This window comes from Mesorhizobium amorphae CCNWGS0123 (assembly GCF_001686985.1).
In the GTDB taxonomy this organism is placed as follows: domain Bacteria; phylum Pseudomonadota; class Alphaproteobacteria; order Rhizobiales; family Rhizobiaceae; genus Mesorhizobium; species Mesorhizobium amorphae.
Genome location: NZ_CP015318.1, coordinates 6,099,356 through 6,125,689, shown reverse-complemented (window position 1 = coordinate 6,125,689; position 26,334 = coordinate 6,099,356). Strand labels below are relative to the sequence as shown.

The window sequence follows — 26,334 nt, the reverse complement described above, 5'->3', positions numbered from 1 at the left end:
GCTCCTTTCGCGAGGGTGTCATTCGCAGCGAAGCGTGACCGTTGCCTGATAGTTGCCGGCGGAGAAGCGGTTGCTGCCGCCCTTGGTGCCGGCGAGATTGACCGCGACGGTCGAAGTGCCGGGCGCGGCAAGCGCGGTCGTGGTGCCGGTTTCCGCAATGGTGTGGGCACCGGTGGAGGCGAAGGTCGGCGTCCAGGTGGTGGCCGTGACATCAGAGGCAGGCACGGTGGTGGATGTGACCGGATCGACGCTGAGCGAGACACCGCCCGTGGTGTCCACCTGGACGCTGCCGGCCGAACCGCCGGCATTGTGGGAGCTCAGCGACTGAAGGTTGGTGCTGACGGTCATCGTGCCGTTGGAATTCACCGTCAGCGTGCAGGTCGCGGTTATGGTGCCGTTGAACAGGACGTTTCCGGTTGCGGCCGATGCGGTCTGGCCGATACAGGTAACCAGAACAGCTGCACCGATGGCGGTGCGGAAGAACTTCATCGAGACCTCCTATCAAGCCGGACAGTCCGACCTAACCCAAAGGTATCCTCGCTTTATCGTGGTTAATTTAGGGTAAACTTAAATAGAATTGCCTCGGCGTAACTAAGAAATCCGGCGAAACCACAGGTTGTCGCCGGTTGTATCGTCGATAACAGTCAGAGAATAATTATAGGAATACTTATTGATACTGCTATCTGCGCTTTTGTGCAACAAAAACATAAAAAATCGAGGTTTCAGGACGCGACCTGCCCTGCTTCCCAGCCGAGGATGGCGCGCTTGCGTGTCAGGCCCCAGTGATAGCCGGTAAGCGCTCCGGATTTGCCAAGCGCGCGATGGCAGGGCACGACGAAAGACATCGGGTTGGCGCCGACCGCCGCACCCACCGCCCGACTGGCGTTCGGTGCGCCGATCCTTTCGGCGATCGAGGAGTAGGTGCAGGCCTTGCCCATCGGGATGCGCAACAGGGCCTCCCAGACGCGCAGCTGGAAATCGGTACCGATCATCACCACGCGCAGCGGCTGGTCGGCGCGCCACAGCGTCGGATCGAAGATGCGCGCCGCATAGGGCGCGGTGGCGCTCATGTCCTCGACATAGTTGGCGTTCGGCCAGCGGCTGGACATGTCGGCGAAGGCCGCCCGCTCGCCGCCTGGATCGTTGAAGGCGAGACCGGCCAACCCACGGTCGGTGACCATGATCAAGGCGATGCCGAAGGGCGAGATGTGGTAGCCGTAGCGGATGGTGAGGCCCGCGCCACGCGTCTTGTAGTCGCCTGGCGACATCGCTTCGTGGGTGACGAAGAGATCGTGCAGCCGGCCAGGTCCTGACATGCCAAGCTCGAACGAGGTTTCGAGCAGCGGCATACCTGAATCGAGCAGCTTGCGCGCATGGTCGAGCGTTACCGCCTGCAGGAAGGCCTTGGGCGACAGACCGGCCCAGCGGGTGAACAGTTTCTGCAGGCCGGTCGGGGTCTCGCCGACCTCCTCGGCCAGAACCTCCAGCGAGGGCTGGTCGCGATAGTCGAGACTGATCTTCTCGATGGCGCGGCGGACCACCTCATAGTCGCTGCCTTCGGGCGTGATGTCGTTCTCAAGGATCGCGGTTGGTTTCATGCGGGTATTCATGGTCATCTGGGCGTTCATGGCAATATCTCCTTGACCGCGAATATCGTTCTTCCCGCCCTTTGCCACCACCCGAAACTTGCGGAGAAAATCGCTTCGGGTTGTGTTATTGGACGTTGGCGCTGCCCCTCATCGCCCTGCCGGGCACTTCTCCCCGTATAGCGACGGGGAGAAGTGGCTGGCCGCGACGCCGGCGCCCCTCTTGCAACATTGGCGATTGGCGAAACCGGTGGATGAGAGCGCCCCTCTCCCCGTCACTATACGGGGAGAGGATGCCGGCAGGCAGGTGAGGGGCAGCGCAAACACTCGGAAAAGGTGGTGGCGGCAGAAGATCGTCAGCGCGCCTTGGCGGTTGCCAGCGCGCGTGAAAAGGCCGTGGCAAAGCTTTCGCGGTCGTCGGGATTGAGGAAGGTGCCGATCGAAACGGTCTTCCCTTGAGCCTCCACCGCCATCCTGGTGATGCCGATCTCGGCATGGCGGGCGATCGAGAAGCGCGACCAGAACGGATTGAAGCGATGCGCTTCCGATTTGCCTGACGGCGCCGTCTTGCGGATGTCGAGGCTGGTTCGGGACACCGACACCTCTTCGCGGGCGCGGGCGGCGCGGTAGTTGGCGCGGAAGGCGATGTAGACGCCGAGCACGTCGAGGCCGAAGAAACCGAACACCGGCCATGCGCCGCGCGACAGGAAGAACGCCCCGGTCACCAGCCAGCCGAACAGCAGCATGCCCATCAGCACGAAAAAGCCGGTGCGGCCGAGCGAACGGTGCGGTGTCAGCAAAGCGTGGAAGAAGGGCTCGTCGGCTTGGAAAGAGGCGTTTGTGTCGCTCATGCCGGGATATTATAGGAAGGGTATGGCGAGCCCCAAGTCCAAAAAATCCTCGATGCCCAAAAATTCCCCGATGCCCAACAAGGAGTTGCCGCCCGGCCGGCGCGACGGCTCGAACGCCAAGCCGCGACCGAGGCCGGTCAGATCACGGTCGCTCTACAGCGCGGCCGAAGTGCATGAGGTCTTCCGGCGCTTTTCCGTGCAGCGGCCGGAGCCGAAGGGCGAGCTCGAGCATGTCAACGCCTTCACGCTGCTGGTGGCGGTCGTGCTTTCGGCTCAAGCCACCGATGCCGGCGTCAACAAGGCGACGCGGGCGCTGTTCAAGGTCGCCGATACGCCGCAGAAGATGCTGGTGCTGGGCGAGGCAAAGGTCGGCGACTACATCCGCACGATCGGGCTCTGGCGCAACAAGGCCAGGAACGTCATTGCGCTGTCGCAGGCGCTGATCGCCGACCATGGCGGCGAGGTGCCCGACGACCGCGAGCAACTGGTCAAGCTGCCGGGGGTCGGGCGCAAGACCGCCAACGTCGTGCTCAACATGGCCTTCGGCCAGCACACGATGGCGGTCGACACGCATATACTGCGCATCGGCAACCGGCTCGGCCTGGCGCCCGGCAAGACGCCGGAGCAGGTCGAGCAAGGGCTGCTGACGGTCATACCCGACGAATACATGCGCCACGCGCATCACTGGCTGATCCTGCATGGCCGCTATGTCTGCAAGGCGCGCAAGCCGGATTGTCCGGCCTGCGTCATCGCCGACATCTGCAAGGCGGCGGAGAAGACGACCGATGTGCCGGCGCCGCTGGTGCCGATCGGGCCGCTCGGCGCGGCGGACGAAGTGGCCTAATTCTCCTCCACAAACACCTCTTCGCGCTTCTTCTTGACTGCGGGCAGGAAGACGATGACGAGCACGGCGAGCGCAATGAAAAGCAGGCCGGCACTGATCGGTCTCGTCACGAAGGTGCTCGGGTCGCCGCGCGAGAGAATCATGGCGCGGCGCAGGTTTTCCTCTAGCAGCGGGCCAAGCACGAAGCCGAGCAGCAATGGCGCGGGTTCGCAGCGCAGCTTGGTCAGGACGTAGCCGAGGACGCCGAAGAAGGCGACGGCGTAGAGGTCGAAGACGTTGGTGCTGACGCTGTAAACGCCGATCGAGCAGAACGCCATGATGATCGGGAAGAGCACGTAGTAAGGGATCGTGAGGAGCTTCACCCAAAGCCCGATCAGCGGGAGATTCAGGACGATCAGCATCAGATTGCCGATCCACATCGAGGCGATGATGCCCCAAAACAGCGCCGGCTGTTCGGTCGCGACATTGGGGCCGGGTACGATGCCCTGGATGATCATCGCGCCGATCATCAGCGCCATCACCGGGTTGGCCGGAATGCCGAGCGTCAGCATCGGGATGAAGGAGGTCTGGGCGCCGGCATTGTTGGCCGATTCCGGTCCTGCGACGCCTTCGATGGCGCCCTTGCCGAATTCCCCCCGATTTTTCGATACGCGCTTTTCGACCGTGTAGGAGGCAAAGGCGGCAAGGATCGCGCCGCCTCCCGGCAGGATGCCGAGCGCCGAACCGATGATCGTTCCGCGCACAATGGGCGCCGCCATGCGCCGAAAATCCTCGCGGGTCGGCATGAGGCCGGAGACCTTGCGGATCAGCACGGAGCGCTCATGCTCGTTCTCGAGGTTGCGCAGGATCTCGGCGACGCCGAAGACGCCGACCGCCACCGCGACGAAATTCAGCCCGTCCGCATATTCGGTGATGCCGAGCGTGAAGCGCGGCGTGCCGGTGTAGATGTCGGTGCCGACAATGCCGAGCAGCAGGCCGAGCACGACCATCGCCAGCGCCTTGACGATCGAGCCGTGGGCAAGCGCGACGGACGAGACGAGGCCGACGATCATCAGCGAAAAATACTCGGCCGCGCCGAATTCCAGCGCGATTGCCGTCAGCGGCGGGGCGAAGACGGCGACGAGGAAGGTCGACACCGTTCCGGCAAAGAACGAGCCTATCGCCGCGATCGCGAGTGCCGCCCCGGCGCGGCCATTTTTGGCCATCTGATAGCCGTCGATTGCGGTGACTGCCGACGAGGATTCGCCGGGCATATTGATGAGAATGGCGGTGGTGGAGCCGCCATATTGCGCACCGTAATAGATGCCGGCGAGCATGATGAGGGAGGAGACCGGGTCACCGATCTGGAAGGTGATCGGCAAGAGCATGGCGATGGTTGCGGTGGCGCCGATGCCGGGCAGGACGCCGATCAGCGTGCCGAGAAGGACGCCGATCAGGCAGAAACCAAGATTTGTCAGCGATGTGGCCGTCGAAAAGCCGAGCGCCAGATTGTCGAGGAGTTCCATGGTCATCTCCTCACGATGGCAGCCACGGGCCGAAGCGCCGGAACGGCAGGCCAAGTGCGTAACTGAAGACGAGGAACGCAAACAGCGTCAGGCCGGCCGATAGTACCAGCGCGGTCAGTGGCTTCATGCGGCCGCTGGCAAATGATGCGATCAGCGCCGTCAGGAAGATCGACGGGATGAAGCCGAGGCCGCGCACCGTCAGGCCGAAGAAGATCGGAGCGGGGAGGATGAACAACATGCCGCGCCAAGCAATGTGGCCGATCGGCTCGCTCTCGAAGCGCACCGCCTGTACGAGGATGACGATGCCAAGCAGGATCAGCACCACCGCTAGGGCCAATGGGAAATAGCCTGGCCCCATGCGGAAGGCGGTGCCGATTTCGAGGCCGAGCGACTGAGCGGCGAAAAATGCGCCGAAAGCGATGAACAGCGCGGCGCATAGGCCATTGGTCCTGTCGATTGCGAAAGGTTTCATGACGTTCCTCCCAGGCCCGCGTCTGGAGCGCGAGACGCTGCATGCGAAAACGGAGCTGAAGCGAAAACGGGGCGCTGGTGGCGCCCCGTTCGAAAATCTCAGTCGGCGTACTGGCCGGCGGCTTCGATGATCGGCTTCCAGCGCCCGATCTCGCCTTCCAGCTTGGCCTTCAGCGCGGCCGGCGTCGCGTCGGCCTCTGGTGACGGCTTGGTGCCGAGTTCGGCGAAACGGGCCGCGACGTTCTGGTCCTTCAATGCGACCTGCAGCGATTTCGACAGCCGTTCGGTGATTTCGGCCGGCGTGCCCTTGGGGGCATAGATGGCGTGCCAGATGCCGACCTGCACCTCGGGAAGGCCGCCTTCCGTCGTCGTGGGGACGTCCGGCAGCACGTCGAGGCGTTCCGGCGAGGTCACGGCGTAGGCCTTGATCGTGCCGCCCTTGATCTGCTTCGTGGTATTGGTCGTCTGGTCGCACATGATGTCGACCTGGCCGCCGAGAAGGTCGGTCATCGCCGGGCCAGTGCCCTTGTATGGCACGGTAACCAGCGGCGTCTTGATGCCGCTCATGAACAGCATGCCACACAGATGCGAGGCCGCACCTATGCCGGCATTGGCCACGGTGATGCTGTCCTTGTTGGCCTTGGCGTACTCGACCAGCCCCTTCAAGTCGGTCGGCTCGAGGTCCTTGCGGCCAACAATGGTCATCGGCACCTCGGTGACGAGGCCGACATATTCGAAGGCGTTCAGCGTGTCGTATGCGAGCTTCCTGTATAGCGTCGCGCTGGTCGCCATGCCGATATGATGCAGGAGCAGCGTATAGCCGTCCGGCTCCGCCTTCGCGACGCGACCGGCGCCCAGCGTGCCGCCGGCACCGCCGACATTCTCGACTATGACCTGCTGGCCGAGATCCTTCGACATGGCTTCCGCGACGAGGCGCGTCACCGTGTCGGTCGGGCCACCGGCCGCAAACGGCACCACGACAGTGATGGTGCGTTCGGGATAGGTCTGGGCGCCTGCGGCGAACGGATAAAGGGTGGCAGCAGCGGCGGCTGCGAGAGCGGCGACAAATTTTCTCATAGTGGTTCCTCCCAGAAATTCTGATCTGCAACCACAGCGCGGAGTTCCTCTCAACACCGGCTGTGGATAGAGCAATAATTAGCGCAAGCTAGCAGATTGCAATCGAACTGAAACGGCAAACTGCTGATATCCGCAACTGTCCGCACCCAATGGGTGAAAGGGGATGTGCAATCTAATAGCCGTAGCCGCGTGCCATCGCTGCCGCGAAGACCGGGATCAGCAGGAAGATGAACGCTTCGGCGCGCACATAGCCGCGCACGGATGCAAGTTCCGCCGCCGGCACCTGGAAGCCGGGGCTGGCGGCGGCCTGCCTGTTCCAGGAAATGAAGCGGATGGTCGGAATGATCGACAGCAGGCCGACGATGGCGAAGGCCGCCATCTTGGCCCAGAACATCCAGTTGTAGACATAGAATTCCCAACCCTTCAGGCCATAGAAGACACGGCCGATGCCGACGATGATGATCAGCGTGGCAATGATGCCGTAATGACGATCGATGCCGGCAAGCCGCTTGAGCGTCGCGGCAGGCAAGTTGCCGCGGATCAGCACAAATTCGGCGCCGAGAATGCCGGCCAGCGAAAACACCAGCAGATGATGGACGATGGCCAGCACAAGGTCGGTGGTATCCATGCTTCTCTCTTCGATCGGACGGCGCGGCAAGGAGCGCCTGAATCGGCACCGGGCGGAGAGTAGCATCGCCGGGCGAAATTCCCAGATACGCCGGTGGTGGGCACCTGACCGTCGGCGCTATTGACGCCATCTGCTGACAGTCCGGTCGTCCTGGAGGATGATCCATGCTGTCGTGGCCCTTGCCCCACGCAAGCCATTTGCTAGGCGCGGGACAACTCAACAGAGGCAAATTCCATGGTCAGTCCAAAGCCAGCCGGCGTACCTGTCATCGAAACGGCGCGCACCATTCTCAGGGCGCACCGGCTGGATGATTTCGACGCCTATGTCGCCATGTGGGCCGATCCCGGCGTCACCCGTTTCATCGGCGGCAAGCCGCGCACGCGCGAGGAAAGCTGGATGCGCTTCCTGCGCCATGCCGGCCTGTGGTCGCTTCTGGGCTACGGCTTCTGGGCGATCGAGGACAAGGCCACCGGCCGCTTCATCGGCGAGGCCGGCTTCCACGACCTCAAGCGCGACATCAAGCCGTCGATCGAGGGCGTGCCGGAGGCCGGCTGGGCGCTGGCGCCGCAGGCGCACGGCCGGGGCCTGGCCAGTGAAGTCGTGAGACGGGTTCTCGCCTGGGGCGACGAGACGTTCCAGGGCGCAAGAACCGTCTGCATCATCGATCCCGAAAACACCGCTTCGCTGAATGTCGCGGCAAAGTGCGGCTACCAGGAAGTGCTCAGGACCACCTATCACGATGGTGCCACGATCCTCCTGGAGCGGCAGGCTTAGACGGGCCGACACGGGCATGCCGGTCATTCCGGGCCGCGGCCGTGGTGAAGCCTATTCTTGCTGGTCAATGCGCTGCAGGATCGCGCGATAACGGCTGCACACGGCGGGATCCTCATAGAAGTCCACTTCCGTATCAACGATCTCGTCAAGTCGTAGTCCGAGATAGTGCGCCTTGACCTTTGCCAGGAGGTCTTGCGCTTGCTCAATTTCGCCGAGTTCGGAATGGCAGACGATCAGACGAACCAGCGACCACGGTGGTACAGTTGCCATTTTCGCGTAGCAGGCCGTTGCCTCGCGATATCGTCCAGCCGTGGTCAGGATGATGCCGCGAAAGTCTTCATACCATCCCACAGCGTATGGGTCGCGGCGCTGGGCTTCGTTTATTTCAACAAGCGCCTCATCCGGCCTGTCCGTGTAGTTCAGGTGAAGCGCACGGATACTAAGAATGAACGGATCATTCGGATTGAGCGCAACCGCCCGGTCAAGGCTGATTTCAGCTTGCCTGAATTGGCGCAAGTACAAGTGAGCGAAACCGGTGGCGAGATGCCCATAGGCCTCGTCGGGGTCAAGCTGCAGTGCAGTTCTTGCGATCTCCAGTCCTGAGTGCAAAACGTCGGGATTGTAGTAGATCCAGAAGAACTTGAGGGTCTCGACAAAGCTGAGCAAGGCGTGGGCAGCAGCAAACCGCGGATCGAGCTTTACGGCCTGGCGCAGAAAAGGTTCAGCTTCGCGCACCGTGTCATAGTCATAGGTGGCTGCCAGCTGCAGTGCCCGCAGGTAAAACTCATAGGCCGACATGTTGTCGGTCGGCCGGGCTCTGGCGCGCGATGCAATCGCGGTTCTGGCCTGCCGGGCCAGGCGGGCCGCAATCATCTGGGTGATTTCGTCTTGGATGGCAAAAATGTCATCAAGTTCGCGGTCGTAGTGCTCGCCCCAGATATGGGCTGTTGAGGACGCATCGATCAGCTGCACGGTCACCCTGACCCGGTTGGCGATCTTCCGCACGCTGCCTTCGACGACATACTGGACGCCAAGCTTGTTCGCCACCTCGGCCACGTCATTCGCCTTGCCGCGGAACTGGAAGGAGGAGTTCCGCGCAATGACCAGGAACTCCCTGAACTTGCCGAGCTCGGCGATGATGTCTTCGGTAATCCCGTCGCTGAAATAGTCCTGCTCAGGGTCGCCGCTCATGTTGTCGAAGGGAAGAACGGCGATGGAGGGTCTGGGCGGCGCCGGAGCTTCTGTTGCAGCCACGAAGGGCTTGGGGCCGGCATATTTATAGCCGCGACCATGCACGGTTACGATCATCTCGGCGGGCAGCAGTTTTCGCAACGCCGAAATGTGGACCTGCAGCGTGTTCTCCTCCACCACCAGGCTGGGCCAGACCGCATCGAAGAGTTCGGTCTTGCCGATCACCTCGTCCGGCCTCTCTAGCAACATCACGAGGATGTCGAAGGATCGCGCCGAAAGCACCATCGGCCCGTTGGGCCCGAGCAGCAGCCGTTCGGCGCGTTTCAGGCGATAGTTCCCAAACTCCAAGTCCATTGCCAAGAACCCGTCCCTCGTGGGCTAGGATAACCCAAGAGGGTCTTGAAGGCGAACTTCAGGACTGTTCAGGATTATTCAGGTCCGAGCCAAGGACCTGAGTGGGAAGCGGTGTCATTCTCGCCGTCACAGGAGGACACCATGACCGACATCTCCACCGCCGCCCCGACCACCGTCCGCCGCCTTAACCTGCCACGGCTAAGCTTTCCGAGGCTCGAAATCGGCGCATCGCTTGCCGCCATGGGCGATGCACTCAACATGGCTTACGTGGCCCCCTATACCAGTCTCCGTCGCCAGCCGCAGGTCTTGCCGGACGACGATCTCGAAGGCCGGGATCCCACCTGGTGAGGGCGCGGCGGCGCCGTTATCCGAGCTTGCGCAACTTGCGCGCGACGTCGCTCCAAGGGTCATCGTCGATGCCCGGTCCTGCACCAGGTTTCAGCAGGGGCGTCGAAGCGTCGAAAGGTTGCGGCCGGGCGATCGCATAGCCTTGCGCATAGTCGACGCCGATCGTCTTCAAAGCCTCGACGATGCCGTCGTTTTCGACGAACTCGGCGATGGTTCGCTTGCCCATCACCTTGCCGATATGATGGATCATCTCGACCATGGCACGATCGATCCGGTCCTCCAGCATGTCCTTGACGAAGCTGCCGTCGATTTTCAGATAATCGACGGGCAGGTGCTTCAGATAGGCGAAGGACGACATGCCGGAGCCAAAGTCGTCGAGGGCGAAGCGGCAGCCCAGTTCGCGCAGGTCGGCTATGAAACGCATGGCGTTGGTGAGGTCGGCAATCGCGCTGGTTTCCGTGATCTCCAGGCAGATCATGCCGGGCGGAATGCCATGGACGTCGAACTGTTCGCGCAGGAAGCCGAGGAAGGTGTCGTCGCCGAAACTTGCGCCGGATAGGTTGATCGCGCAGGTGGCGATGGGGGCGGCCTGCGGGTTGGCAAGGCGTGCGACCAGAACGCTGAAAGTGTTGCGCACGACCCAGCGGTCGATCGACGGCATCAGGCCATAGCGCTCGGCTGCCGGAATGAAGCTGGCCGGCGAAACGATGAGGCCATCCTCGTCGGTCAACCGCAGCAGTATTTCTATATGGGCGCCGGCCTCGGCCGCGGCGGCGTTGAGCGGCCAGATCTCCTGGGCGTGAAGCTTGAAGCGGTCTTCTTCCAGCGCGGCATGCAGGCGCTGGACCCAGGCCATTTCGCTGAAACGTTCGCGCAAGGCCGTGTCGCTGTCGCTATGCAGCTGGACGCGGTTGCGGCCCTTCTCCTTGGCGATGTAGCAGGCGACATCGGCTGCCTGCAGGGTATCCTTGAGCGTGATTTCTGCATCGGTGATCTCGACCATGCCGATGCTGACGCTGATGTTGAAAGGCCTGCCGCTCCAAGCAAAATGCAGGTCCTGAACGGTCGCGCGCAGCCGTTCGGCGATCTCGGACGCGAGATCCGGATCGCAATCGAAGAGCAGGACGCCGAACTCGTCGCCGCCCAGCCGAGCCAGTATGTCGTCGGGCCGCAGCTCATTGCCGAGCAGCATGGAAACCTGCCGCAAGAGCTGGTCGCCCGCCGCATGACCACAGGTGTCGTTGACGAGCTTGAACTGGTCGAGGTCCAGGTACATCAATGCGTGCTGGCGCGGCCAATGGTGCAGGTCCGCGATCGCCTTTTGCAGGCTGCTCTCGAAGGTGCGTCGGTTGGTGAGCCCGGTCAGCCCGTCATGCGATGCCTGCCATGACAGCCGCTCGATATAATCCTGTTCGCGCGTCATGTCGTGGAAGGCCAGCACGGCGCCGACGATCTGGCCGGAAACCAGTAGCGGCGCGCCTGTCAGCGCGACAGGAACGACGGAGCCATCGGCGCGTCGCAATAATTGCGGCCGTTCATTGGAGTGCAGTGGCTCGCCTGCCAGCAGGCGTTCCATCAGCCGGTGCTCCTCGATGCCGCTGTCCCTGTCGACCAGCCTGAACAGCGACGCGATCGGTTGGCCTCTTGCTTGGCTGAACGGCCGCTCCAGTAGACGTTCCGCGACTGCGTTCATGTAGTCCAGCCGCCCGTCCGCACCGGTGCTGATGACGGCCTGGCCAATCGAGGCCAACGTGATCTGGGCGCGCTCGCGTTCAGCGTTGAGGGCGATCCGGAAAGCCTGGCGCTGCGCCAGGAGTTTGCGGGTACGCCACACGGCAAGCAGGATGAGCAAGGCGGCGGTGGCAAGATTCGCCAGCGTCAGCGCCATCTTGATGAAGCGGGATCCTTCGCCGAGGCTGTCGGAAAAAGACTTCGACAGCGGTCCGATCTGATGGTTGAGGCCGTGAATTTCCGCCTTCCAGGCAGCGATCTGCGCCGCCGTTGGCGGACCTTCCTCAAACTTCTGGTTGATCTCGGTGCCGAGCCGGTCGAGCGCGAGGATCATGCCGTCGGCCGCGGTCCAGTGCTGGATGGCGATGTCGAGGTAGCTCACTTGGCGGAAGTTCTGGAACAGCCAGATCATCCCCGGCACGTCGTCGGGATGATTTCTGCCCTGCAGGAAGCCGGCGCGGGCGGCGTCGGTGTCGGGTTCGGTCTGCTCGAGGGCAAGCCGCGCCGAATGATCGGCGAGCGGAACCGCTATGGCTCCGCGGTATTCATCGAAGAACTCCTGCCTGCCGGTGTCGGCATAGAGGTTGAGAAAATAGATGGCCTGCTTCTGCCCCTTCGACCAGTGGCTCTCGCCGCCGACATAGGCGCGAACCGCCGACAGGGTGTAGAGGCTGCCGCTGGCAAGCAGGGCCTGGACAAGAATCACGAGGACGAAAGGCCAGACCAGCCCGAGCAGTCGGGGGCTGGTATCTGCCGGTGACAGCCTCATCAAGCTTCCATGGGAATAGCCATGGCCCCCCGTTGATTTGCCCTGCCGGCTGATCCAGATGCCGGCCAGGTGTCGCGTTCTCCCCACGTCGCGCTGCAGTCGGCGACAGCAGTTCGAGTAGCATATTGGCCTTAACAGCCGATAAATTCTTCGGTTATTTTGCTTCGAGTGCCGCGTACTGCGGCAGAAACAGATTACGTGGCGTTATGCTTATGATTTTCTGACAAGTTTCATTGCATTCGATTGGTTCCGAATCCTCGTTCACTGTCCGTGTCTGCGAGGCGGAAGTGCAGGCAATGACGAGAACCCGTGGACACGCCAGCGCTTTACGGGTGGGGATCGGCTTTCGATAGGGCATGTTCGAGCATCGATGCGTCTTCCCCGAAAGCGCGCGTGGCGCGGGCTGCCGCCGCCAACAGGGATGGCGTCATGCGCCGCAGGAAGGCCGCATCGACACGCGTGCTCGGGCCGGCCAGCGTCAGCACGCCGAGCAGGGTGCGCCCCGGGCCGAACACCGGCGCGGACACGCCCGCCGTCTCGGGGTCGCGGTCGCCCACCGACAGATAATGATAGGTCGCGCGGATGGTTTCGTAGGGCTCGCCCGGCTCGCCGGAGAACGCCGCCAGCACGCGGCCTCCCGAACCCAGCAGCAGCGGCAGCACGTCGCCTTCCCTGATCGTGTAGCGGATCGGATGCTTGGATTCGACGCGGTAGAGACAGCTGCGGACATCGCCCGAGCGGACGTAGAAGGCGACGCTCTCCCAGCTCTGCTCGGCCAGATCCCGCATGATCGGCAGCAGGATGTCGGCCGCCGCCACCGAACGCTGGTAGATCGCGCCGAGCCGGAAGGTCGCCGGGCCGACACGGTAGCGGCCGTCATCCAGGCGTTCCAGCAATTGGCCGCGCAGCAGCGAGCCCGCCAGCCTCAGGATCGTGCTCTTGTAGAGACCGGTGCGTGCGGCGATTTCGGCAAGGCTGAGCGACTTGTCAACCGAGGCGAAGGCGTCGAGAATGGCGATGGCGCGATCGAGTGCGGCAACGCCGTCCGCCGATGCGGATCTGGACCGTATGTCATTCATCTGCTTGACGATTTCGTTTCGGTTCCCGGTTCGGACGAAGACCCCAACCGGCCAAACTATGCCGGATGCCGTGCATTCTGTCTAGTAGAATGCTGTTCCTGTTGACAGAACGCGGTAACATCTGCTTGAACTTGATGGCGGGTCTGAATTCAGGCCACGTTTCTGGCAGGCACCGGAGGAGGTGTCGCGATTTGGAGGAATCCCATGCTGAACAGACGCAAATTCCTGACGAGCACCGCCGCGGCAGGCGCCGCCGGTTTCGCCGCACTGCACTTCACATCCGCCTTCGCACAGGACGCACCGCAGATCCAGATCTTCGTGCCGGCGGCGCCCGGTGGCGGCTGGGACCAGACGGCGCGCACCATCGACCAGGTGCTGCGTTCTGAAAAATTGATTTCCGGCTCGCAGATCACCAATGTCGGCGGCGCCGGCGGCACGGTCGGCCTGCCGCAGTTCGTCAACCAGTGGAACGGCAAGGGCAATTCGCTGATGGTGGCCGGCATGGTCATGGTCGGTGCCATCATCGCCAACAAGTCGGCCAACAACCTCACCGAGGTGACGCCGATCGCGCGCCTGACCGGCGAATTCGAGGCGCTGGTGGTGCCGGCCGCCTCGCCGTTCAAGACGGCCGCCGATTTCGTCGCCGCGCTGAAGGCGGACCCGACCAAGGTGCCGGTGGCCGGCGGTTCCGCCGGCGGCTCGGACCATATCCTGTTCGGCCTGATCGCCAAGACGGCCGGCGTGCCGGCGACCAACCTTTCCTACGTGCCGTTCGCCGGCGGTGGCGAGGCCCTTTCGGCTCTGCTCGGCAACCAGGTCGCTGCCGGCATTTCCGGCTATGGCGAGTTCGCCGAACAGGTCAAGGCGGGCGCGCTGCGGCTGCTCGCGATCTCGGCCGACAAGCGCCAGGATGGCATCGACGCGCCGACGCTGAAGGAAGCCGGCATCGATGTCGAACTGTTCAACTGGCGCGGCGTCTTTGCACCGCCCGGTGTCTCCGACGCCGACAAGGCCGCCATGGTCACGCTGATCGAGACCATGGCCAAGAGCGAGGCCTGGGCAACGGAGTGCAAGAACCGCAACTGGACGCAGATCCTGCTCACCGGTGACGACTATGCCAGGTTCCTCACCGAGGACACTGCCCGTATCACTGCGATCCTCAAGGATCTCGGCCTCGCCTGATGCTTCCCGAGGGGGCGGCCCGCGCCGCCCCCTTCTGGAGGCTCCGCAACCGCATGGACATGTGATCCGTCGCGGGTAAGACTGCGGTCAGGGCCAGCCGTGGGAGGCTGGCCATCTTGGGAGGACATTCATGAGCACCAGCGACCAGCAGGCGCCGCCGCGACGCCTTGCAATGCCCGAATTGTTGATCGGCATTGGGCTTCTCGCCTGCGCCGCGGCCGTGGCCTGGCAGACGCTGGCGATCCCGGTATCGCCGCTCTACTCCAAGGTCGGCCCGACCGTCTTTCCCTATCTCACAATGACAGGCATGCTGGTGCTTTCCCTGCTCCTCATCGTCGCCGCGCTGAGGGGCGGCTGGCAGCCGGAGGAGGAAAAGGAAACGCCGACCGACTGGAAGGCGATGGGCTTCGTGGCCGCTGGACTGGTTGCCAACCTGCTGCTGATCCATCCGTTGGGCTTCACCGCCGCCTCGGTGATCATGTTCGTTCTCATCTGCTACGGGTTCGGCAGCAAGCATCCGTTGCGCGATGCACTGCTTGGACTGATCCTGGCGCTCGCGGCCTATTTCGGTTTCGCCAGAGCGCTTGGTGTTAACATCGGCGCCGGCTTCATCGAGAACCAGCTGAACTCGGTCATCGACGCGATCATCGGCATGGCGAGGGGCTGAAGCGATGGAAACTCTCAATCAGCTCGCCCATGGATTTTCGGTCGCCTTCACGCCGGTCAACCTCATGTGGTGCCTGCTCGGCACGACATTGGGAACGGCGATCGGCGTGCTGCCCGGCCTCGGGCCGGCGCTGACCATCGCCTTGCTTTTGCCGATCACCTACCAGGTGGCGCCGGAGGCCTCCTTCATCCTGTTCGCCGGTATCTATTACGGCGCCATGTATGGCGGCTCGACGACGTCGATCTTGCTCAACACGCCCGGCGAAAGCGCCACCATCGTTACGGCGCTGGAAGGCAACCGGATGGCCCGCTCCGGCCGCGGCGGAGCGGCATTGGCGACGTCGGCGATCGGCTCCTTTGTCGCCGGCACCATCGGCACTCTGGGCGTCGCCTTCCTGGCGCCGATCGTGGTCAAATTCGCGCTGGCATTCGGGCCGGCCGAGTACTTCTCGCTGATGGTGCTGGCCTTCATCACCGTGTCGGCGGTGCTCGGCTCGTCGTCGGTGCGGGGGCTCACCAGCCTGTTCGCCGGCTTCGTCATTGGCATGATCGGCGTCGACCTGCAGACGGGCCAGCCACGCTTCACTTTCGGCATGGGCGAACTGCTCGACGGTGTGGACGTCATCATCGTTGCGGTCGGCCTGTTCGCGGTTGGCGAGACGCTCTACATGGCGTCGCGCCGCTACGCCGGCAAGGACGAGATCGTGCCGCTGAAAGGCTCGCTCTACATGACCGCGGCCGAATGGGGACGCTCGTGGAAGGCGTGGCTGCGCGGTGCGGCGATCGGCTTTCCGATCGGCGCCATGCCGGCCGGCGGCGCCGAAATCCCGACCTTCCTGTCCTACGCCATCGAGAAGAAGCTTTCGAAACACAAGGAGGAGTTCGGTACGGTCGGCGCCATCGAAGGCGTTGCCGGTCCGGAAGCCGCCAACAATGCCTCGGCCGCCGGCGTGCTGGTGCCGATGCTGACGCTCGGCCTGCCGACCTCGGCGACCGCGGCGATCATGCTGTCGGCCTTCCAGAGCTACGGCATCAATCCAGGGCCGCTGCTCTTGACGACGCAGGCCAACCTCGTCTGGGGCCTGATCGCCAGCCTGTTCATCGCCAACGTCATCCTGGTCATCCTCAACCTGCCGCTGATCGGGCTCTGGGTGCGGCTGTTGAAAATCCCGGCGCCACAGCTCTATGCGGGCATCCTGGTCTTTGCCACCGTCGGCACCTACGGCATCTCGCAGTCGCCGATCGATCTGGTGATCCTGTATCTGCTGGGTGCTGCCGGGTTCCTGATGCGGCGCTTCGATTTCCCGACCGCGCCTGTGATCATCGGCATGATCCTCGGGCCACTCGCCGAGACGCAGTTCCGCCGGGCGATGACCATCTCGAACGGCGACTGGTCGGTATTCTACACGCACAAGCTGTCGCTGACGCTGCTGGTGCTGGCCTTCATCGGCCTGGCGGGGCCGCATATCTGGGCCTTTATAGAGCATCGCCGGCGGCGCGGGCCGGAGCATGTGCCCGGCGATGCCTGACCTGTCTGGAGCATCATGACCGACCTGCTTTCCGGCATCCGCGTCCTCGATCTGACCAACGTGCTGGCCGGCCCGTACTGCGCCTACCAGCTGGCACTGCTCGGCGCCGACGTGATCAAGGTCGAGGCGCCGCAAGGCGGGGATCTGGCGCGTCAGCTCGGTGCCTCGCCGCAACTTAACCAGGCCGGCATGGGCGCCTCGTTCCTGGCGCAGAACGCCGGCAAACGATCGGTGGTGCTCGATCTCAAGAAAGACGCCGATCGCGAGCGCTTCCTCGATCTGGTCGCCTCCGCCGACGCACTGGTCGAGAATTTCCGGCCGGGGGTCCTGGACCGGCTGGGCCTCGGCTATGAGCGGCTGAAAGAGGTCCGCCCCGGCCTTGTCTATTGCGCCATATCGGGGTTCGGCCAGACCGGGCCGATGCGCGACAATCCAGCCTATGACCAGATCATCCAGGGCCTTTCCGGCATCATGAGCATCACCGGCACGCCGGAGACGGCGCCATTGCGCGTCGGCTACCCGGTCGCCGACACACTGGGCGGGCTGGTCGGGGCTTTTGCGATCGCCGCGGCACTGGTGAAGCAGAAAGTGTCCGGCGAGGGCGCCTTCCTGGACGTGTCGATGCTCGAATGCACGCTCTCGGCATTGGGCTGGCCGGTGTCCAACTATCTGACGGCCGGCGTCGAGCCGCAGCCGATGGGCAACGAGAACATGACGGCGGCTCCTTCCGGCGCGTTCCGCACCGGCGACGGTCTGCTCAACATCGCCGCCAACAAGCAGGAGCAGTTCGTCACGCTGTGCCAGTTGATCGGGCGGCCGGAGCTGGCGTCGGATCCGCGCTTTGCCGAGCGCGAGACGCGCAAGAGCAACCGCGTCGCGCTGAAAGGGCTGATCGAGGAAGCCCTGGCGGATGCCTCGGCGGCCGTCTGGGAAGAGAAGCTGAACCGCGCCGGCGTGCCGGCGGGGCGGGTGCTGACGATCCCGCAAGTGCTCGACGAAAAGCAAGTCATCGAACGCGATATGACCATGCGCTTCGACGGCCTGCCCGGCATGGGCAAGCCGCTGACCGTCGTGCGCGGCGGTTTCATGGTCGACGGCGCGGCCCCCTTGCCGACCAGGGCGCCACCGGTGCTGGGCGAGCACATGGACGAGATTTTCGCCGACCTGCCGCCGCGCGCCAAGACAAGGGCGCGGGCATGAGCGGTCAGGAGAAAAAGACCGGCCGCGAGCGCGGCGAGGAGTGGTGGCAGACCGATATCATCGAAATGCGGCCAGGCGTGATCCGGCTGCGCGGCTATGAAATCCAGGACCTGATCGGCCGCGTCAGCTTTCCGGCGACGATCTGGTTGATGCTGCGCGGCGAACTGCCAGGCGAGGAGCAGGCGGCGCTGCTTGGCATCGCGCTGGGCGCGGCCGTCGATCACGGTCCGCAGGCGCCATCGATCGCCATTGCCCGCATGGCAGCTACCTGCGGCGTCGGCATCAACAGCGCCATGGCCTCGGCCATCAATGTGCTCGGCGACGTGCATGGTGGCGCCGGCGAACAGGCGCTTTCCTTCTATGGCGATGTTGCCGCGGCGATGGATCAAGGCACGGCGCTGGCCGATGCCGTGACGGCGCGGCTTGATCGGTTCCTCGCCGAGGAAAAGGGCTATGTGCCGGGTTTCGGCCATCGCTTCCATCCCGTCGATCCACGCGCCCCGCGCCTCATCGAAGTGACCCGCGATTTTGCCGCGCGGGGCATCATCGGCGGGCGCTTCGCCGACATCGCCGAAGCGATCGAGGTCGAGCTTGCGCAGCGCAAGGGCAAGACTATCCCGCTCAACATCGATGGCGCTACCGCCGTGATCTATGGCGAGCTCGGCTTTCCGCCGGCGCTGACGCGCGGCTTGTTCGTGCTGTCGCGCTCGGTCGGCATCCTGGCGCATGCGTGGGAGCAATCGCAGCAGAGCGACCGCAACAAGGGGCCGCTGCCACGGGAATGGCTGTGGGCCTATACAGGCACGCCTGTGCGGCCATTTCCCGGGCGCGACGAGGAAAGCAACTGAGGCGACGCGTCAGAGCCCGCCGGCGGACTCAGCCTGGGGGAGCTTCAAATCCCTGAGCAGCGTGGAAAGATCCGGCTCGTCGATGAGCAGCGCCGCGTCCTCCGGCGCCAGCCATGCCCGCTGCCGGCTTTCGGCCTCCTGCCAGTTCGACAGTTCCTTGGTCACCTCCAGCAGGTAGACAATGACGTCGACACGGATGAAGCCGTTCTCCAGCCTTTTCCAGTAGGAATAGGTGCCGGCCGGTTCTTTCAATGTCTTGCCGAGAACGCCGGCCTCTTCCCGCGCCTCGATCATGGCTGCCCTGCGGCCGCTCTTGCCCTTCATCGGCCAGCCCTTGGGCACGATGAAGCGCCTGGTCGTGCGCGACGTGACCAGCATGACCTCGAAATCGCCAGCCGCGCCCAGCCGGAACGGAATGGCCGCGACCTGGCGGATCCGTTCACCATTCTTTGCCTTGCGTACCGCTTTCTTCTTGGTCGGCGCCATTTGCCCAAAACCCAGTCGAGACAGCGTCTCCGTTGCGCGAGAGAGCTGCCGTCGTGCAAACCCCAAACCCGCCCTCGATGCAATGTGACATTTCCGGCAGATAAGTCGGCTAAATAAATCGAAAATGCCGGCTTGTCAGCGGCAACCCGTCAGAATTGCGTTGCCCAGCACCTGGCAAGGTGGCTTGACCACCGGCACCTGCTGTCGAGGTTGCGGCACGATTTGACGATCCTGGGCGCGATATTGCTGCTGCTGTTGCTGGAATTGCCGCCGCTGTATCCTGTTTTGCAAGGCCTGCAAGTCGTTCTGCTGGATCAGAATATTGCGATTTGTTGGAGTAACGGCTTGCGCCAAGGCATACGGGGCTGCAACCGGCAGCATGACTGTTGCCAGCACGGCCGACATGAAGACAGTCGATAGACGAAGCTGCGGCATCGATCCGCTCCCGCGTGAAGAACCTGCCATTTATATAGGGCATTTGACCGGCGCTGCCATGGGCAATGGGGGCCTGGCGTTCAACGCCGACATCATGCCACTGCTGCAGAACGGCCCCACCTTGAAGATCAATGCGGTCGCGGTGGATTCGGGACAACCGATCAGCTTCTCGCTCAACGGCTTCGGCGGCGCGCTGGCCAGGACTGCCGAACTCTCGGCCGACTGAAGTTGATTGTCGTTCGGGACGATCGGCGATGCCGATCGCCCATAACAGGCCGGGACGATCGGCGAATGCCGATCGCCCGTATCAGTCGACCTCGCGCAGGCGATATCCGACGCCGGTCTCGGTGGTGATGTAGCGCGGCTGGTCGGGTGTCTTCTCGATCTTCTGCCTGAGCTGGCGGACATAGACCCTGAGATATTGCACATCGGTGGAATCGCCCCAGACCTGCTTCAGCAGGAAATGGTGGGTCAGCACCTTGCCGGCGTGCTGCACCAGGATGCGCAATATGTCGTATTCCTTCGGCGAGAGTTTTACCTCCTTGCCTTCGACCTTGACGATGCGCTTGACCAGGTCGACCATGAGGTCGCCGGTGTGGAACACCGGCTTCTCGCCCTGCTGCTGGAACTTGTGTCGCAGCGCCACGCGGATGCGCGCGATGAGCTCGTTCATGCCGAACGGCTTGGTGACATAATCATCAGCGCCGAGCTCGAGCGCCTGGACGATACCGGTCTCGTCGGTGCGGCTGGACAGGATGACCACCGGAATGTTGAGGCCGTCGTCGCGCCACTTGCCGAGCAGCTCGTGGCCGGTCATGCCGGGCAGGCCGAGGTCAAGCAGGATCAGGTCAGGCTGCTCGGTCTCCACGAGTTCGATCGCCGCCTTTGCGTTTGGCGCCTCCGAGACCGCATAGCCCTGGCTGCCGAGGCCGACGCGAAGCAGTTTGCGGATAGGCGGTTCGTCGTCGACGACCAATATGGTGACGTTCTGATGCGTCATGCCAAGTCACCGACAGTCTGGTCGTTCGTTTTGGGTTCGTTCACTTCAGGCAGCTCCGTCGGCACCGGCATGCGGATGGTGAAGATCGCGCCCGGGCGGTCCGTCCGGTTTGCCGCCGAGATGGTGCCTCCCATCGCCTCGATGAAACCACGGCAGATCGACAGGCCAAGGCCGGTGCCGGCGCGCACCTGATCGCGCTTGCGCACCCGATAGAAGCTGTCGAAAATCCGCTCCAGGTCGGCAGGTGGAATGCCCGGACCCTCGTCCATGATCTGCAGGATGGCGAAGCCATTGTCGACCCAGCCCTGCAGCCGGATCGTCGATCCGGGCGGCGCATATTTCGCGGCGTTGTCTAGGAGATTGAACAACGCCTGTTCGAACAGGACCGGGTCGAGCCGCAGCATCGGCAGATCGGAGGGGATGTCTATCTCGGTCTTGTGTTCCTCGATGATCTTGTGCGCCCGGCTCAAGGCCGAACCGACGATGTCGCCGACAAAATGGAAGGCGTAGTTCGGCTCCATGGCGCCGGATTCGATCTTGGTCATGTCGAGCAAATTGGCAATGAAGCGGTTCAGCCGCTCGGATTCATCGAGCACGGTCGACAACAGCACGGCCCGGTCTTTCTCGGGCAGCGCCGGCGCGAATTCGCGGAGCGTCCCGGCGGCGCCCATGATGGCGGCGAGCGGCGTCTTCAGGTCATGCGAGATCGAGGTCAGCAGCGCCGAGCGCAAACGGTCGGCCTCGGCCGCGAGCTTGGCGCGGTCGACGTCGGCGACTAGCTGGATGCGTTCGATGGCGACGGCTGCCTGGTCGGCCAGCGCGTCGAGCAGACGCTGCTGCTCCGGCGTCAGCAGCGGCCCCTGCTTGTCATTGTCGAGGCCGACGACGCCGACGGCCGTGCGTCCGGTGCGCAAGGGAAGGTAGAGGCGTTTTGCGCCGGGCAGCGTGTCGGCGCCGCGGCCGGCGGCGCGGTCGTGCTCCCAGGCCCAGCGGGCGGCCGCGATGTCGGCCTCGGCCAGCGTGTCGTCGGGCGGATAGCCGGCCTTGACGGTGATCGAGCCGTTTTCGGGCAGGAGCAGCACGACCCGCAGCTTCAGCATCGAGGCGATCTGGAAGGCGGTCGCCCACAGAACGTCGTCCAGCGTGCCGGCGCCGGCGAGCTTCTTTGAAAAGAGATAGATATCCTCCGTCGCCCGTGCGCGGGAGCGGGCGGCGATCGCCTGGCGCTGCACGCGCGCCGTCAGGTTGCTGGCGATGACGGCGACAACGAGGAAGACGGCAAGCGCGACAATGCTTTCCGGGTCCCGGATCGTCAGCGTGTAGCGCGGCTCCAGGAAAAAGAAGTTGAAGGCAAGGGCGCTGACGAGACAGGCGTACAGCGCCGGCCAGAGGCCGCCGGTCACCGCCGATGTCAACACCCCGATGAGGAAGATGATCGCGAGGTTGCGGACGTCGAGAAACTGGTCGAGAAGCACGGCAAAGGCGAGCGAGCCGGTGACGAAGGCCGTGGCCTTGAGATAGGGCCAGATCTCGAACTGCCACTGCTCGTCCGCCGCCTTGACGTTCCTCGACGTCGCTTCATTGCCCCGCTCGGTTCCCGAAATGACGTGGACACTGATGTCGCCGGCATTGCGGATGAGATCATAGGTGAGCGAGCCCTCGATCAGTTCGCGCCAGCGCGATCGGGTCGGCCTGCCGATGACGATATGGGTGAAATTGTTCGCCGTCGCGTGGCGCACGATGTCCTGCGCTACGTACTGACCAGGAATCGTCGTCACCTCGGCGCCGAGTTGCTCGGCAAGGCGCAGCAATGTCGCCAGCCGATCCTTGTCTTCTTCGGACATGACAGCCGAACGAGGGGTGTCGACATGGAGCGCCGTCCAGGGCGCGCGAAGCCGATCGGCCAGCCTGCGCGCATAGCGGACGCGAGCCGCCCCGCCCGGACGCGCGTCGACGCAGACGAGGACTCTTTCGCCTGCCGCCCATGGCCCCGGAATGGCGTGCGCCTGCATGTGGTTGAGCAACTGCTCGTCGACGCGCTGGGCCGTGCGCCGCAGCGCCAGTTCCCGAAGCGCGGTCAGATTGCCCGGCGAGAAATAGTTCTCGATGGCGCGCTGGGCGGTGTTGGGGAAATAGACCTTGCCTTCCTTCAGTCGCTGGATCAGGTCGTCGGGGGTGAGATCGATGATCTCGATGTCGTCGGCCTGGTCGATGATGGAGTCGGGAACCGTCTCGCGCACCCTGACATGAGTGATCTGTGCCACGACATCGTTCAGGCTCTCGACATGCTGGATGTTGAGAGTCGTGTAGACGTCGATGCCGTTCGCCAGGATTTCCTGGACATCGAGATAGCGCTTGGGATGGCGGCTGCCCGGCGCGTTGGTGTGGGCGAGCTCGTCGACGAGAACCAGCTTCGGGCGGCGGGCAAGGATGGCATCGATGTCCATCTCGTCCAGCACACGCCCCTTGTAGCCGACCTTCTGGCGCGGGATGACCTCGTAGCCTGCCACCAGCGCCAGGGTTTCCTTGCGGCCGTGCGTCTCGACGACGCCGATCACCACGTCCATGCCGTCGGCCAGCCTGGCGCGGCCCGCCATCAGCATCTCGTAGGTCTTGCCGACGCCGGGTGCGGCGCCAAGGAATATCCTCAGGCGGCCGCGCTCCTCCCGCTCCGCATGCTCCAGCAGTGCGTCCGGAGAGGGTCTGGTGTCGTTGCTTCTGTCCTCAGGCATTTGACCCTGGAGCGGTTCAACGTTTCACGGAAACGCAGAACCGCTCTATCTCTTTGTTTTCACGCAATTCCGGACGGAAAACCGCTGCGCACTTTTCCTGGAATTGCTCTAGATATGGACGGCGCCGGGGAGGCTGTCGACCCCGGCCGCTGCCGTTCAATGCTTCGTGGCCACATCCAGCGCAAGGTTGAGGGCCAGCACATTGACCACGGGCTCGCCCATGAAGCCGAGTTCGCGGGCCTCGACATGGCTGTCTACAAGCGCCTTGATCTTGGCTTCGTCGACGCCCCTGGCCTTGGCCACCCTGGGTACCTGGAAGTAGGCCGCTTCCGGGCTGATATGCGGGTCGAGGCCGCTGCCGGAGGTCGTCACCAGATCCATCGGAACCGGCTGGTTCGGGTTTTCCGCCTTCAGCTTCTCGGCGTCGCCCTTGATGCGGTCGATCAGCTTCTGGTTGGTCGGGCCGAGATTCGAGCCGCTGGAGGAGGTCGCGTTGTAGCCGTCGCCGGCGGCCGACGGGCGGCCGTGGAAATAATGGTCGCTGGCGAAGGCCTGGCCGATCAGTTCGGAACCGACGACCTTGCCGTCCCTCTCGATCATGCTGCCATTGGCCTGGCGCGGAAACAGCGCCTGGGCAATGCCGGTCATGCCGATCGGGTAGATGAGGCCGGTCAGCACAGTGAAGGAGACGATCATGATGATCGCGGGTCTGATTTGCGTGAGCATGGACGTGGTTCCTTAGGCGAGGCCGATGGCGGTGATGATCATGTCGATCGCCTTGATGCCGACGAACGGAACGATGATGCCGCCGAGGCCGTAGACGAGCAGGTTACGGCTGAGCAGCGCGCCGGCGCCGATGGCGCGGTATTTCACGCCCTTCAGCGACAGCGGGATCAGCGCGATGATGATCAGCGCGTTGAAGATGATGGCCGACAGGATGGCGCTTTGCGGCGTCGCCAAATGCATGATGTTGAGCGCCTGCAGCGGCCCGGTGGTCTGTCCCGGTGCGATGTAGAAGACAGCGAACATAGCCGGGATGATGGCGAAGTATTTGGCGACGTCGTTGGCAATCGAGAAGGTCGTCAGCGAACCGCGCGTCATCAGCAGCGCCTTGCCGATCTCGACGATCTCGATCAGCTTGGTCGGGTCGCTGTCGAGGTCGACCATGTTGCCGGCTTCGCGCGCGGCGACCGTGCCGGTGTTCATGGCGACGCCGACATCGGCCTGGGCAAGGGCGGGTGCGTCGTTGGTGCCGTCGCCGCACATGGCGACCAGCTTGCCCTTGGCCTGTTCGTCGCGGATCAGCTTCAGCTTGTCCTCGGGCGTGGCCTGGGCGAGGAAGTCGTCGACGCCGGCTTCCGCCGCGATCGCCGCTGCCGTCATCGGATTGTCGCCGGTGATCATCACGGTGCGAATGCCCATCTTGCGCAGTTCGGCAAAGCGCTCGCGGATACCGCCCTTGACGATGTCCTTGAGGTGGACGATGCCGAGCAGGCGCCCGTCGCGCTCCACCGCCAATGGCGTGCCGCCCGACTTGGCGACCTCATCGGCGATCGCCTGCAGGTCGCGGACGGCCTCGCTGCCGGGCCGCGTGCCGCTGCTGGCGAGCGTCGACTGATTGACATGGGCGAGCACCGAATCGACCGCGCCCTTGCGGATCGATGAGCCGTCTATATCGACGCCGCTCATGCGGGTCTGCGCGGTGAAGGGCACGAAGGTAGCGTGCAGGGTCCCCATATCACGAGCACGGATGGCATATTTCTCCTTGGCCAGCACGACGATCGAACGGCCTTCCGGCGTTTCGTCGGCAAGCGAGGCGAGCTGTGCGGCATCGGCCAGTTCCTGCTCGGTGACGCCCTTGACCGGGCGGAACTCGGTGGCCTGGCGGTTGCCGAGCGTGATGGTGCCGGTCTTGTCGAGCAGCAGCGTATCGACGTCGCCGGCCGCTTCGACAGCACGGCCCGACATGGCCAGAACGTTGAAGCGCACCAGGCGGTCCATGCCGGCGATGCCGATGGCCGACAGCAGTGCGCCGATTGTGGTCGGGATCAAAGTTACGAACAGCGCGACGAGAACGGTCACCGAGATATAGCCGCCCGAATAGGAGGCGAAGCTCGGGATGGTTGCGGTGGCCAGCACGAAAATCAGCGTCATGCCGACGAGCAGGATGTTGAGCGCGATCTCGCTGGGCGTCTTCTGGCGCGCAGCACCCTCGACCAGCGAGATCATGCGGTCGAGGAAGGTGTGGCCGGAAGCGGCGGTGATGCGCACGCGGATCCAGTCGGACAAGACCTGCGTGCCGCCGGTAACAGCCGAACGGTCGCCGCCGGATTCGCGGATGACCGGCGCGGATTCACCGGTGATCGCAGCCTCGTTGACGGAGGCGACGCCCTCGATCACCTCGCCGTCGGACGGGATGATGTCGCCGGCCTCGACAAGCACGATGTCGCCGACCTTCAGGGCGGTGCCGGGCACCAGCTTGAACTTGGTGCGGCCCTCGCCGTTCAAGAGCTTAGCCTGGGTCTCGGTGCGCGCCTTGCGCAGCGAGTCGGCCTGCGCCTTGCCGCGCCCCTCGGCGACGGCTTCGGCGAAGTTGGCGAACAGCACGGTGAACCACAGCCAAATGATGATCTGCAGCGTGAAGCCGAAGTCGCCGCCGCCGGTCACCAGGTCCCTGAGGAAGAGGACCGAGGTGAGCAGCGACACAATGGCGACGACGAACATCACCGGGTTCTTGATCAGGGTGCGCGGGTTCAGTTTTTTGAAGGCGCCGCCGATGGCGGGCCACAGGATGCGGGCATCCACGATAACAGCGGATTTGGACTGGCTCATTTGGTGGCTCCAGTATCGATGTTGTTGGCAGGCACCGATCGATCGGATGCCGAAGGAAGATGCGGCGGCCCGTAGGCCAGCAGCCAGATGACGATCATGACTGCCGCGATGCCGAAGAATGTGGACAAGGTCGGGAAGGGAGGGGGAGTTGCCTCCCCCTCATTGTCGGCCCGGGGCCGAGCCTTCCGACGCATGATGTTGAACCAGGACATGACG

Annotated in this window: 26 protein-coding genes; 9 read left to right on the top strand and 17 right to left on the bottom strand. The window is 63.8% G+C overall.

Annotated features, from left to right (window positions below; translation table 11 throughout):
- Positions 1-18: 18 nt before the first annotated feature.
- The 3 genes from A6B35_RS28805 to A6B35_RS28795 all read right to left on the bottom strand — a co-directional run bounded on the left by A6B35_RS28805 (position 19) and on the right by A6B35_RS28795 (position 2,437).
- A complete protein-coding gene (locus A6B35_RS28805) occupies positions 19-489 on the bottom strand; it encodes a hypothetical protein (RefSeq protein WP_006200375.1) in 471 nt (156 codons plus the stop codon).
- 233 nt (positions 490-722) lie between these two features.
- Positions 723-1,628: a methylated-DNA--[protein]-cysteine S-methyltransferase gene (locus A6B35_RS28800; RefSeq protein ID WP_040582108.1), complete on the bottom strand. Its 906-nt coding sequence runs from the start codon at positions 1,626-1,628 to the stop codon at positions 723-725.
- 314 nt (positions 1,629-1,942) lie between these two features.
- Complete coding sequence (locus A6B35_RS28795) at positions 1,943-2,437, bottom strand: DUF2244 domain-containing protein (RefSeq protein WP_006200373.1); 495 nt, start codon at positions 2,435-2,437, stop codon at positions 1,943-1,945.
- Between the two features lie 22 nt (positions 2,438-2,459).
- Between A6B35_RS28795 and nth the strand changes: the two genes are divergently transcribed.
- On the top strand, positions 2,460-3,281 hold the full coding sequence (gene nth, locus A6B35_RS28790; protein WP_006200372.1) for an endonuclease III: 822 nt from the start codon (positions 2,460-2,462) through the stop codon (positions 3,279-3,281).
- Here the strand turns inward: nth and A6B35_RS28785 are convergent.
- From A6B35_RS28785 to A6B35_RS28770, 4 genes are all read right to left on the bottom strand, one after another.
- Positions 3,278-4,786 carry a tripartite tricarboxylate transporter permease gene (locus tag A6B35_RS28785; RefSeq protein WP_006200371.1) on the bottom strand — a complete coding sequence of 503 codons (1,509 nt, stop codon included), beginning with the start codon at positions 4,784-4,786 and terminating at the stop codon, positions 3,278-3,280. The two genes, nth and A6B35_RS28785, sit on opposite strands and share 4 nt — an antisense overlap.
- 10 nt (positions 4,787-4,796) lie before the next feature.
- On the bottom strand, positions 4,797-5,258 hold the full coding sequence (locus A6B35_RS28780; RefSeq protein ID WP_006200370.1) for a tripartite tricarboxylate transporter TctB family protein: 462 nt from the start codon (positions 5,256-5,258) through the stop codon (positions 4,797-4,799).
- Positions 5,259-5,356: 98 nt separating this feature from the next.
- Positions 5,357-6,334: a tripartite tricarboxylate transporter substrate-binding protein gene (locus A6B35_RS28775; protein WP_006200369.1), complete on the bottom strand. Its 978-nt coding sequence runs from the start codon at positions 6,332-6,334 to the stop codon at positions 5,357-5,359.
- 172 nt (positions 6,335-6,506) lie between these two features.
- Positions 6,507-6,962 (bottom strand): DUF2214 family protein, encoded by a 456-nt coding sequence (locus A6B35_RS28770; RefSeq protein ID WP_006200368.1) that lies wholly within the window; start codon positions 6,960-6,962, stop codon positions 6,507-6,509.
- Positions 6,963-7,196: 234 nt separating this feature from the next.
- Between A6B35_RS28770 and A6B35_RS28765 the strand changes: the two genes are divergently transcribed.
- Positions 7,197-7,736 carry a GNAT family N-acetyltransferase gene (locus A6B35_RS28765; RefSeq protein WP_006200367.1) on the top strand — a complete coding sequence of 180 codons (540 nt, stop codon included), beginning with the start codon at positions 7,197-7,199 and terminating at the stop codon, positions 7,734-7,736.
- A 51-nt stretch (positions 7,737-7,787) separates the two neighbouring features.
- On the opposite strand, the gene A6B35_RS28760 is transcribed toward A6B35_RS28765, so the two are convergent.
- Positions 7,788-9,281 carry a winged helix-turn-helix domain-containing tetratricopeptide repeat protein gene (locus tag A6B35_RS28760; protein ID WP_006200366.1) on the bottom strand — a complete coding sequence of 498 codons (1,494 nt, stop codon included), beginning with the start codon at positions 9,279-9,281 and terminating at the stop codon, positions 7,788-7,790.
- A 141-nt stretch (positions 9,282-9,422) separates the two neighbouring features.
- Between A6B35_RS28760 and A6B35_RS28755 the strand changes: the two genes are divergently transcribed.
- Positions 9,423-9,629, top strand: a complete 207-nt coding sequence (locus A6B35_RS28755; RefSeq protein ID WP_006200365.1) for a hypothetical protein — start codon at positions 9,423-9,425, stop codon at positions 9,627-9,629.
- Between the two features lie 16 nt (positions 9,630-9,645).
- On the opposite strand, the gene A6B35_RS28750 is transcribed toward A6B35_RS28755, so the two are convergent.
- Positions 9,646-12,129: an EAL domain-containing protein gene (locus tag A6B35_RS28750; RefSeq protein WP_006200364.1), complete on the bottom strand. Its 2,484-nt coding sequence runs from the start codon at positions 12,127-12,129 to the stop codon at positions 9,646-9,648.
- 326 nt (positions 12,130-12,455) lie between these two features.
- Entirely contained in the window at positions 12,456-13,208 is a 753-nt protein-coding gene (locus A6B35_RS28745; protein WP_006200363.1) for an IclR family transcriptional regulator, read from the bottom strand.
- A 204-nt stretch (positions 13,209-13,412) separates the two neighbouring features.
- Here A6B35_RS28745 and A6B35_RS28740 point away from each other — a divergent pair, with 204 nt between their 5' ends.
- From A6B35_RS28740 to A6B35_RS28720, 5 genes are all read left to right on the top strand, one after another.
- Positions 13,413-14,390, top strand: coding sequence for a Bug family tripartite tricarboxylate transporter substrate binding protein (locus tag A6B35_RS28740; protein ID WP_006200362.1), 978 nt, complete (start codon positions 13,413-13,415; stop codon positions 14,388-14,390).
- Between the two features lie 130 nt (positions 14,391-14,520).
- Positions 14,521-15,057 carry a tripartite tricarboxylate transporter TctB family protein gene (locus A6B35_RS28735; protein ID WP_006200361.1) on the top strand — a complete coding sequence of 179 codons (537 nt, stop codon included), beginning with the start codon at positions 14,521-14,523 and terminating at the stop codon, positions 15,055-15,057.
- A gap of 4 nt (positions 15,058-15,061) precedes the next feature.
- Positions 15,062-16,585: a tripartite tricarboxylate transporter permease gene (locus A6B35_RS28730; RefSeq protein ID WP_006200360.1), complete on the top strand. Its 1,524-nt coding sequence runs from the start codon at positions 15,062-15,064 to the stop codon at positions 16,583-16,585.
- A 15-nt stretch (positions 16,586-16,600) separates the two neighbouring features.
- Positions 16,601-17,785, top strand: coding sequence for a CaiB/BaiF CoA transferase family protein (locus A6B35_RS28725; RefSeq protein ID WP_006200359.1), 1,185 nt, complete (start codon positions 16,601-16,603; stop codon positions 17,783-17,785).
- Positions 17,782-18,633 carry a citryl-CoA lyase gene (locus A6B35_RS28720; protein ID WP_065518302.1) on the top strand — a complete coding sequence of 284 codons (852 nt, stop codon included), beginning with the start codon at positions 17,782-17,784 and terminating at the stop codon, positions 18,631-18,633. Before A6B35_RS28725 ends, A6B35_RS28720 begins: the two co-directional genes overlap by 4 nt.
- Positions 18,634-18,642: 9 nt before the next feature.
- Here the strand turns inward: A6B35_RS28720 and A6B35_RS28715 are convergent, their stop codons facing one another.
- Complete coding sequence (locus tag A6B35_RS28715) at positions 18,643-19,119, bottom strand: NUDIX hydrolase (RefSeq protein ID WP_006204432.1); 477 nt, start codon at positions 19,117-19,119, stop codon at positions 18,643-18,645.
- 135 nt (positions 19,120-19,254) lie between these two features.
- A complete protein-coding gene (locus A6B35_RS28710) occupies positions 19,255-19,524 on the bottom strand; it encodes a hypothetical protein (protein ID WP_244897058.1) in 270 nt (89 codons plus the stop codon).
- Between A6B35_RS28710 and A6B35_RS36460 the strand changes: the two genes are divergently transcribed.
- On the top strand, positions 19,523-19,780 hold the full coding sequence (locus tag A6B35_RS36460; RefSeq protein WP_206076573.1) for an invasion associated locus B family protein: 258 nt from the start codon (positions 19,523-19,525) through the stop codon (positions 19,778-19,780). The two genes, A6B35_RS28710 and A6B35_RS36460, sit on opposite strands and share 2 nt — an antisense overlap.
- Positions 19,781-19,861: 81 nt before the next feature.
- Here A6B35_RS36460 and A6B35_RS28705 read toward each other — a convergent pair whose 3' ends face one another.
- From A6B35_RS28705 to A6B35_RS28685, 5 genes are all read right to left on the bottom strand, one after another.
- Complete coding sequence (locus A6B35_RS28705) at positions 19,862-20,554, bottom strand: response regulator transcription factor (RefSeq protein ID WP_006204435.1); 693 nt, start codon at positions 20,552-20,554, stop codon at positions 19,862-19,864.
- Positions 20,551-23,286 carry a sensor histidine kinase gene (locus A6B35_RS28700; protein WP_006204436.1) on the bottom strand — a complete coding sequence of 912 codons (2,736 nt, stop codon included), beginning with the start codon at positions 23,284-23,286 and terminating at the stop codon, positions 20,551-20,553. Before A6B35_RS28700 ends, A6B35_RS28705 begins: the two co-directional genes overlap by 4 nt.
- A gap of 156 nt (positions 23,287-23,442) precedes the next feature.
- Positions 23,443-24,012 (bottom strand): potassium-transporting ATPase subunit KdpC, encoded by a 570-nt coding sequence (gene kdpC / locus A6B35_RS28695; RefSeq protein ID WP_006204437.1) that lies wholly within the window; start codon positions 24,010-24,012, stop codon positions 23,443-23,445.
- A 12-nt stretch (positions 24,013-24,024) separates the two neighbouring features.
- A complete protein-coding gene (gene kdpB, locus A6B35_RS28690) occupies positions 24,025-26,118 on the bottom strand; it encodes a potassium-transporting ATPase subunit KdpB (RefSeq protein ID WP_006204438.1) in 2,094 nt (697 codons plus the stop codon).
- Positions 26,115-26,330, bottom strand: coding sequence for a hypothetical protein (locus tag A6B35_RS28685; protein WP_040583462.1), 216 nt, complete (start codon positions 26,328-26,330; stop codon positions 26,115-26,117). Before A6B35_RS28685 ends, kdpB begins: the two co-directional genes overlap by 4 nt.
- Between the last annotated feature and the right edge of the window lie 4 nt (positions 26,331-26,334).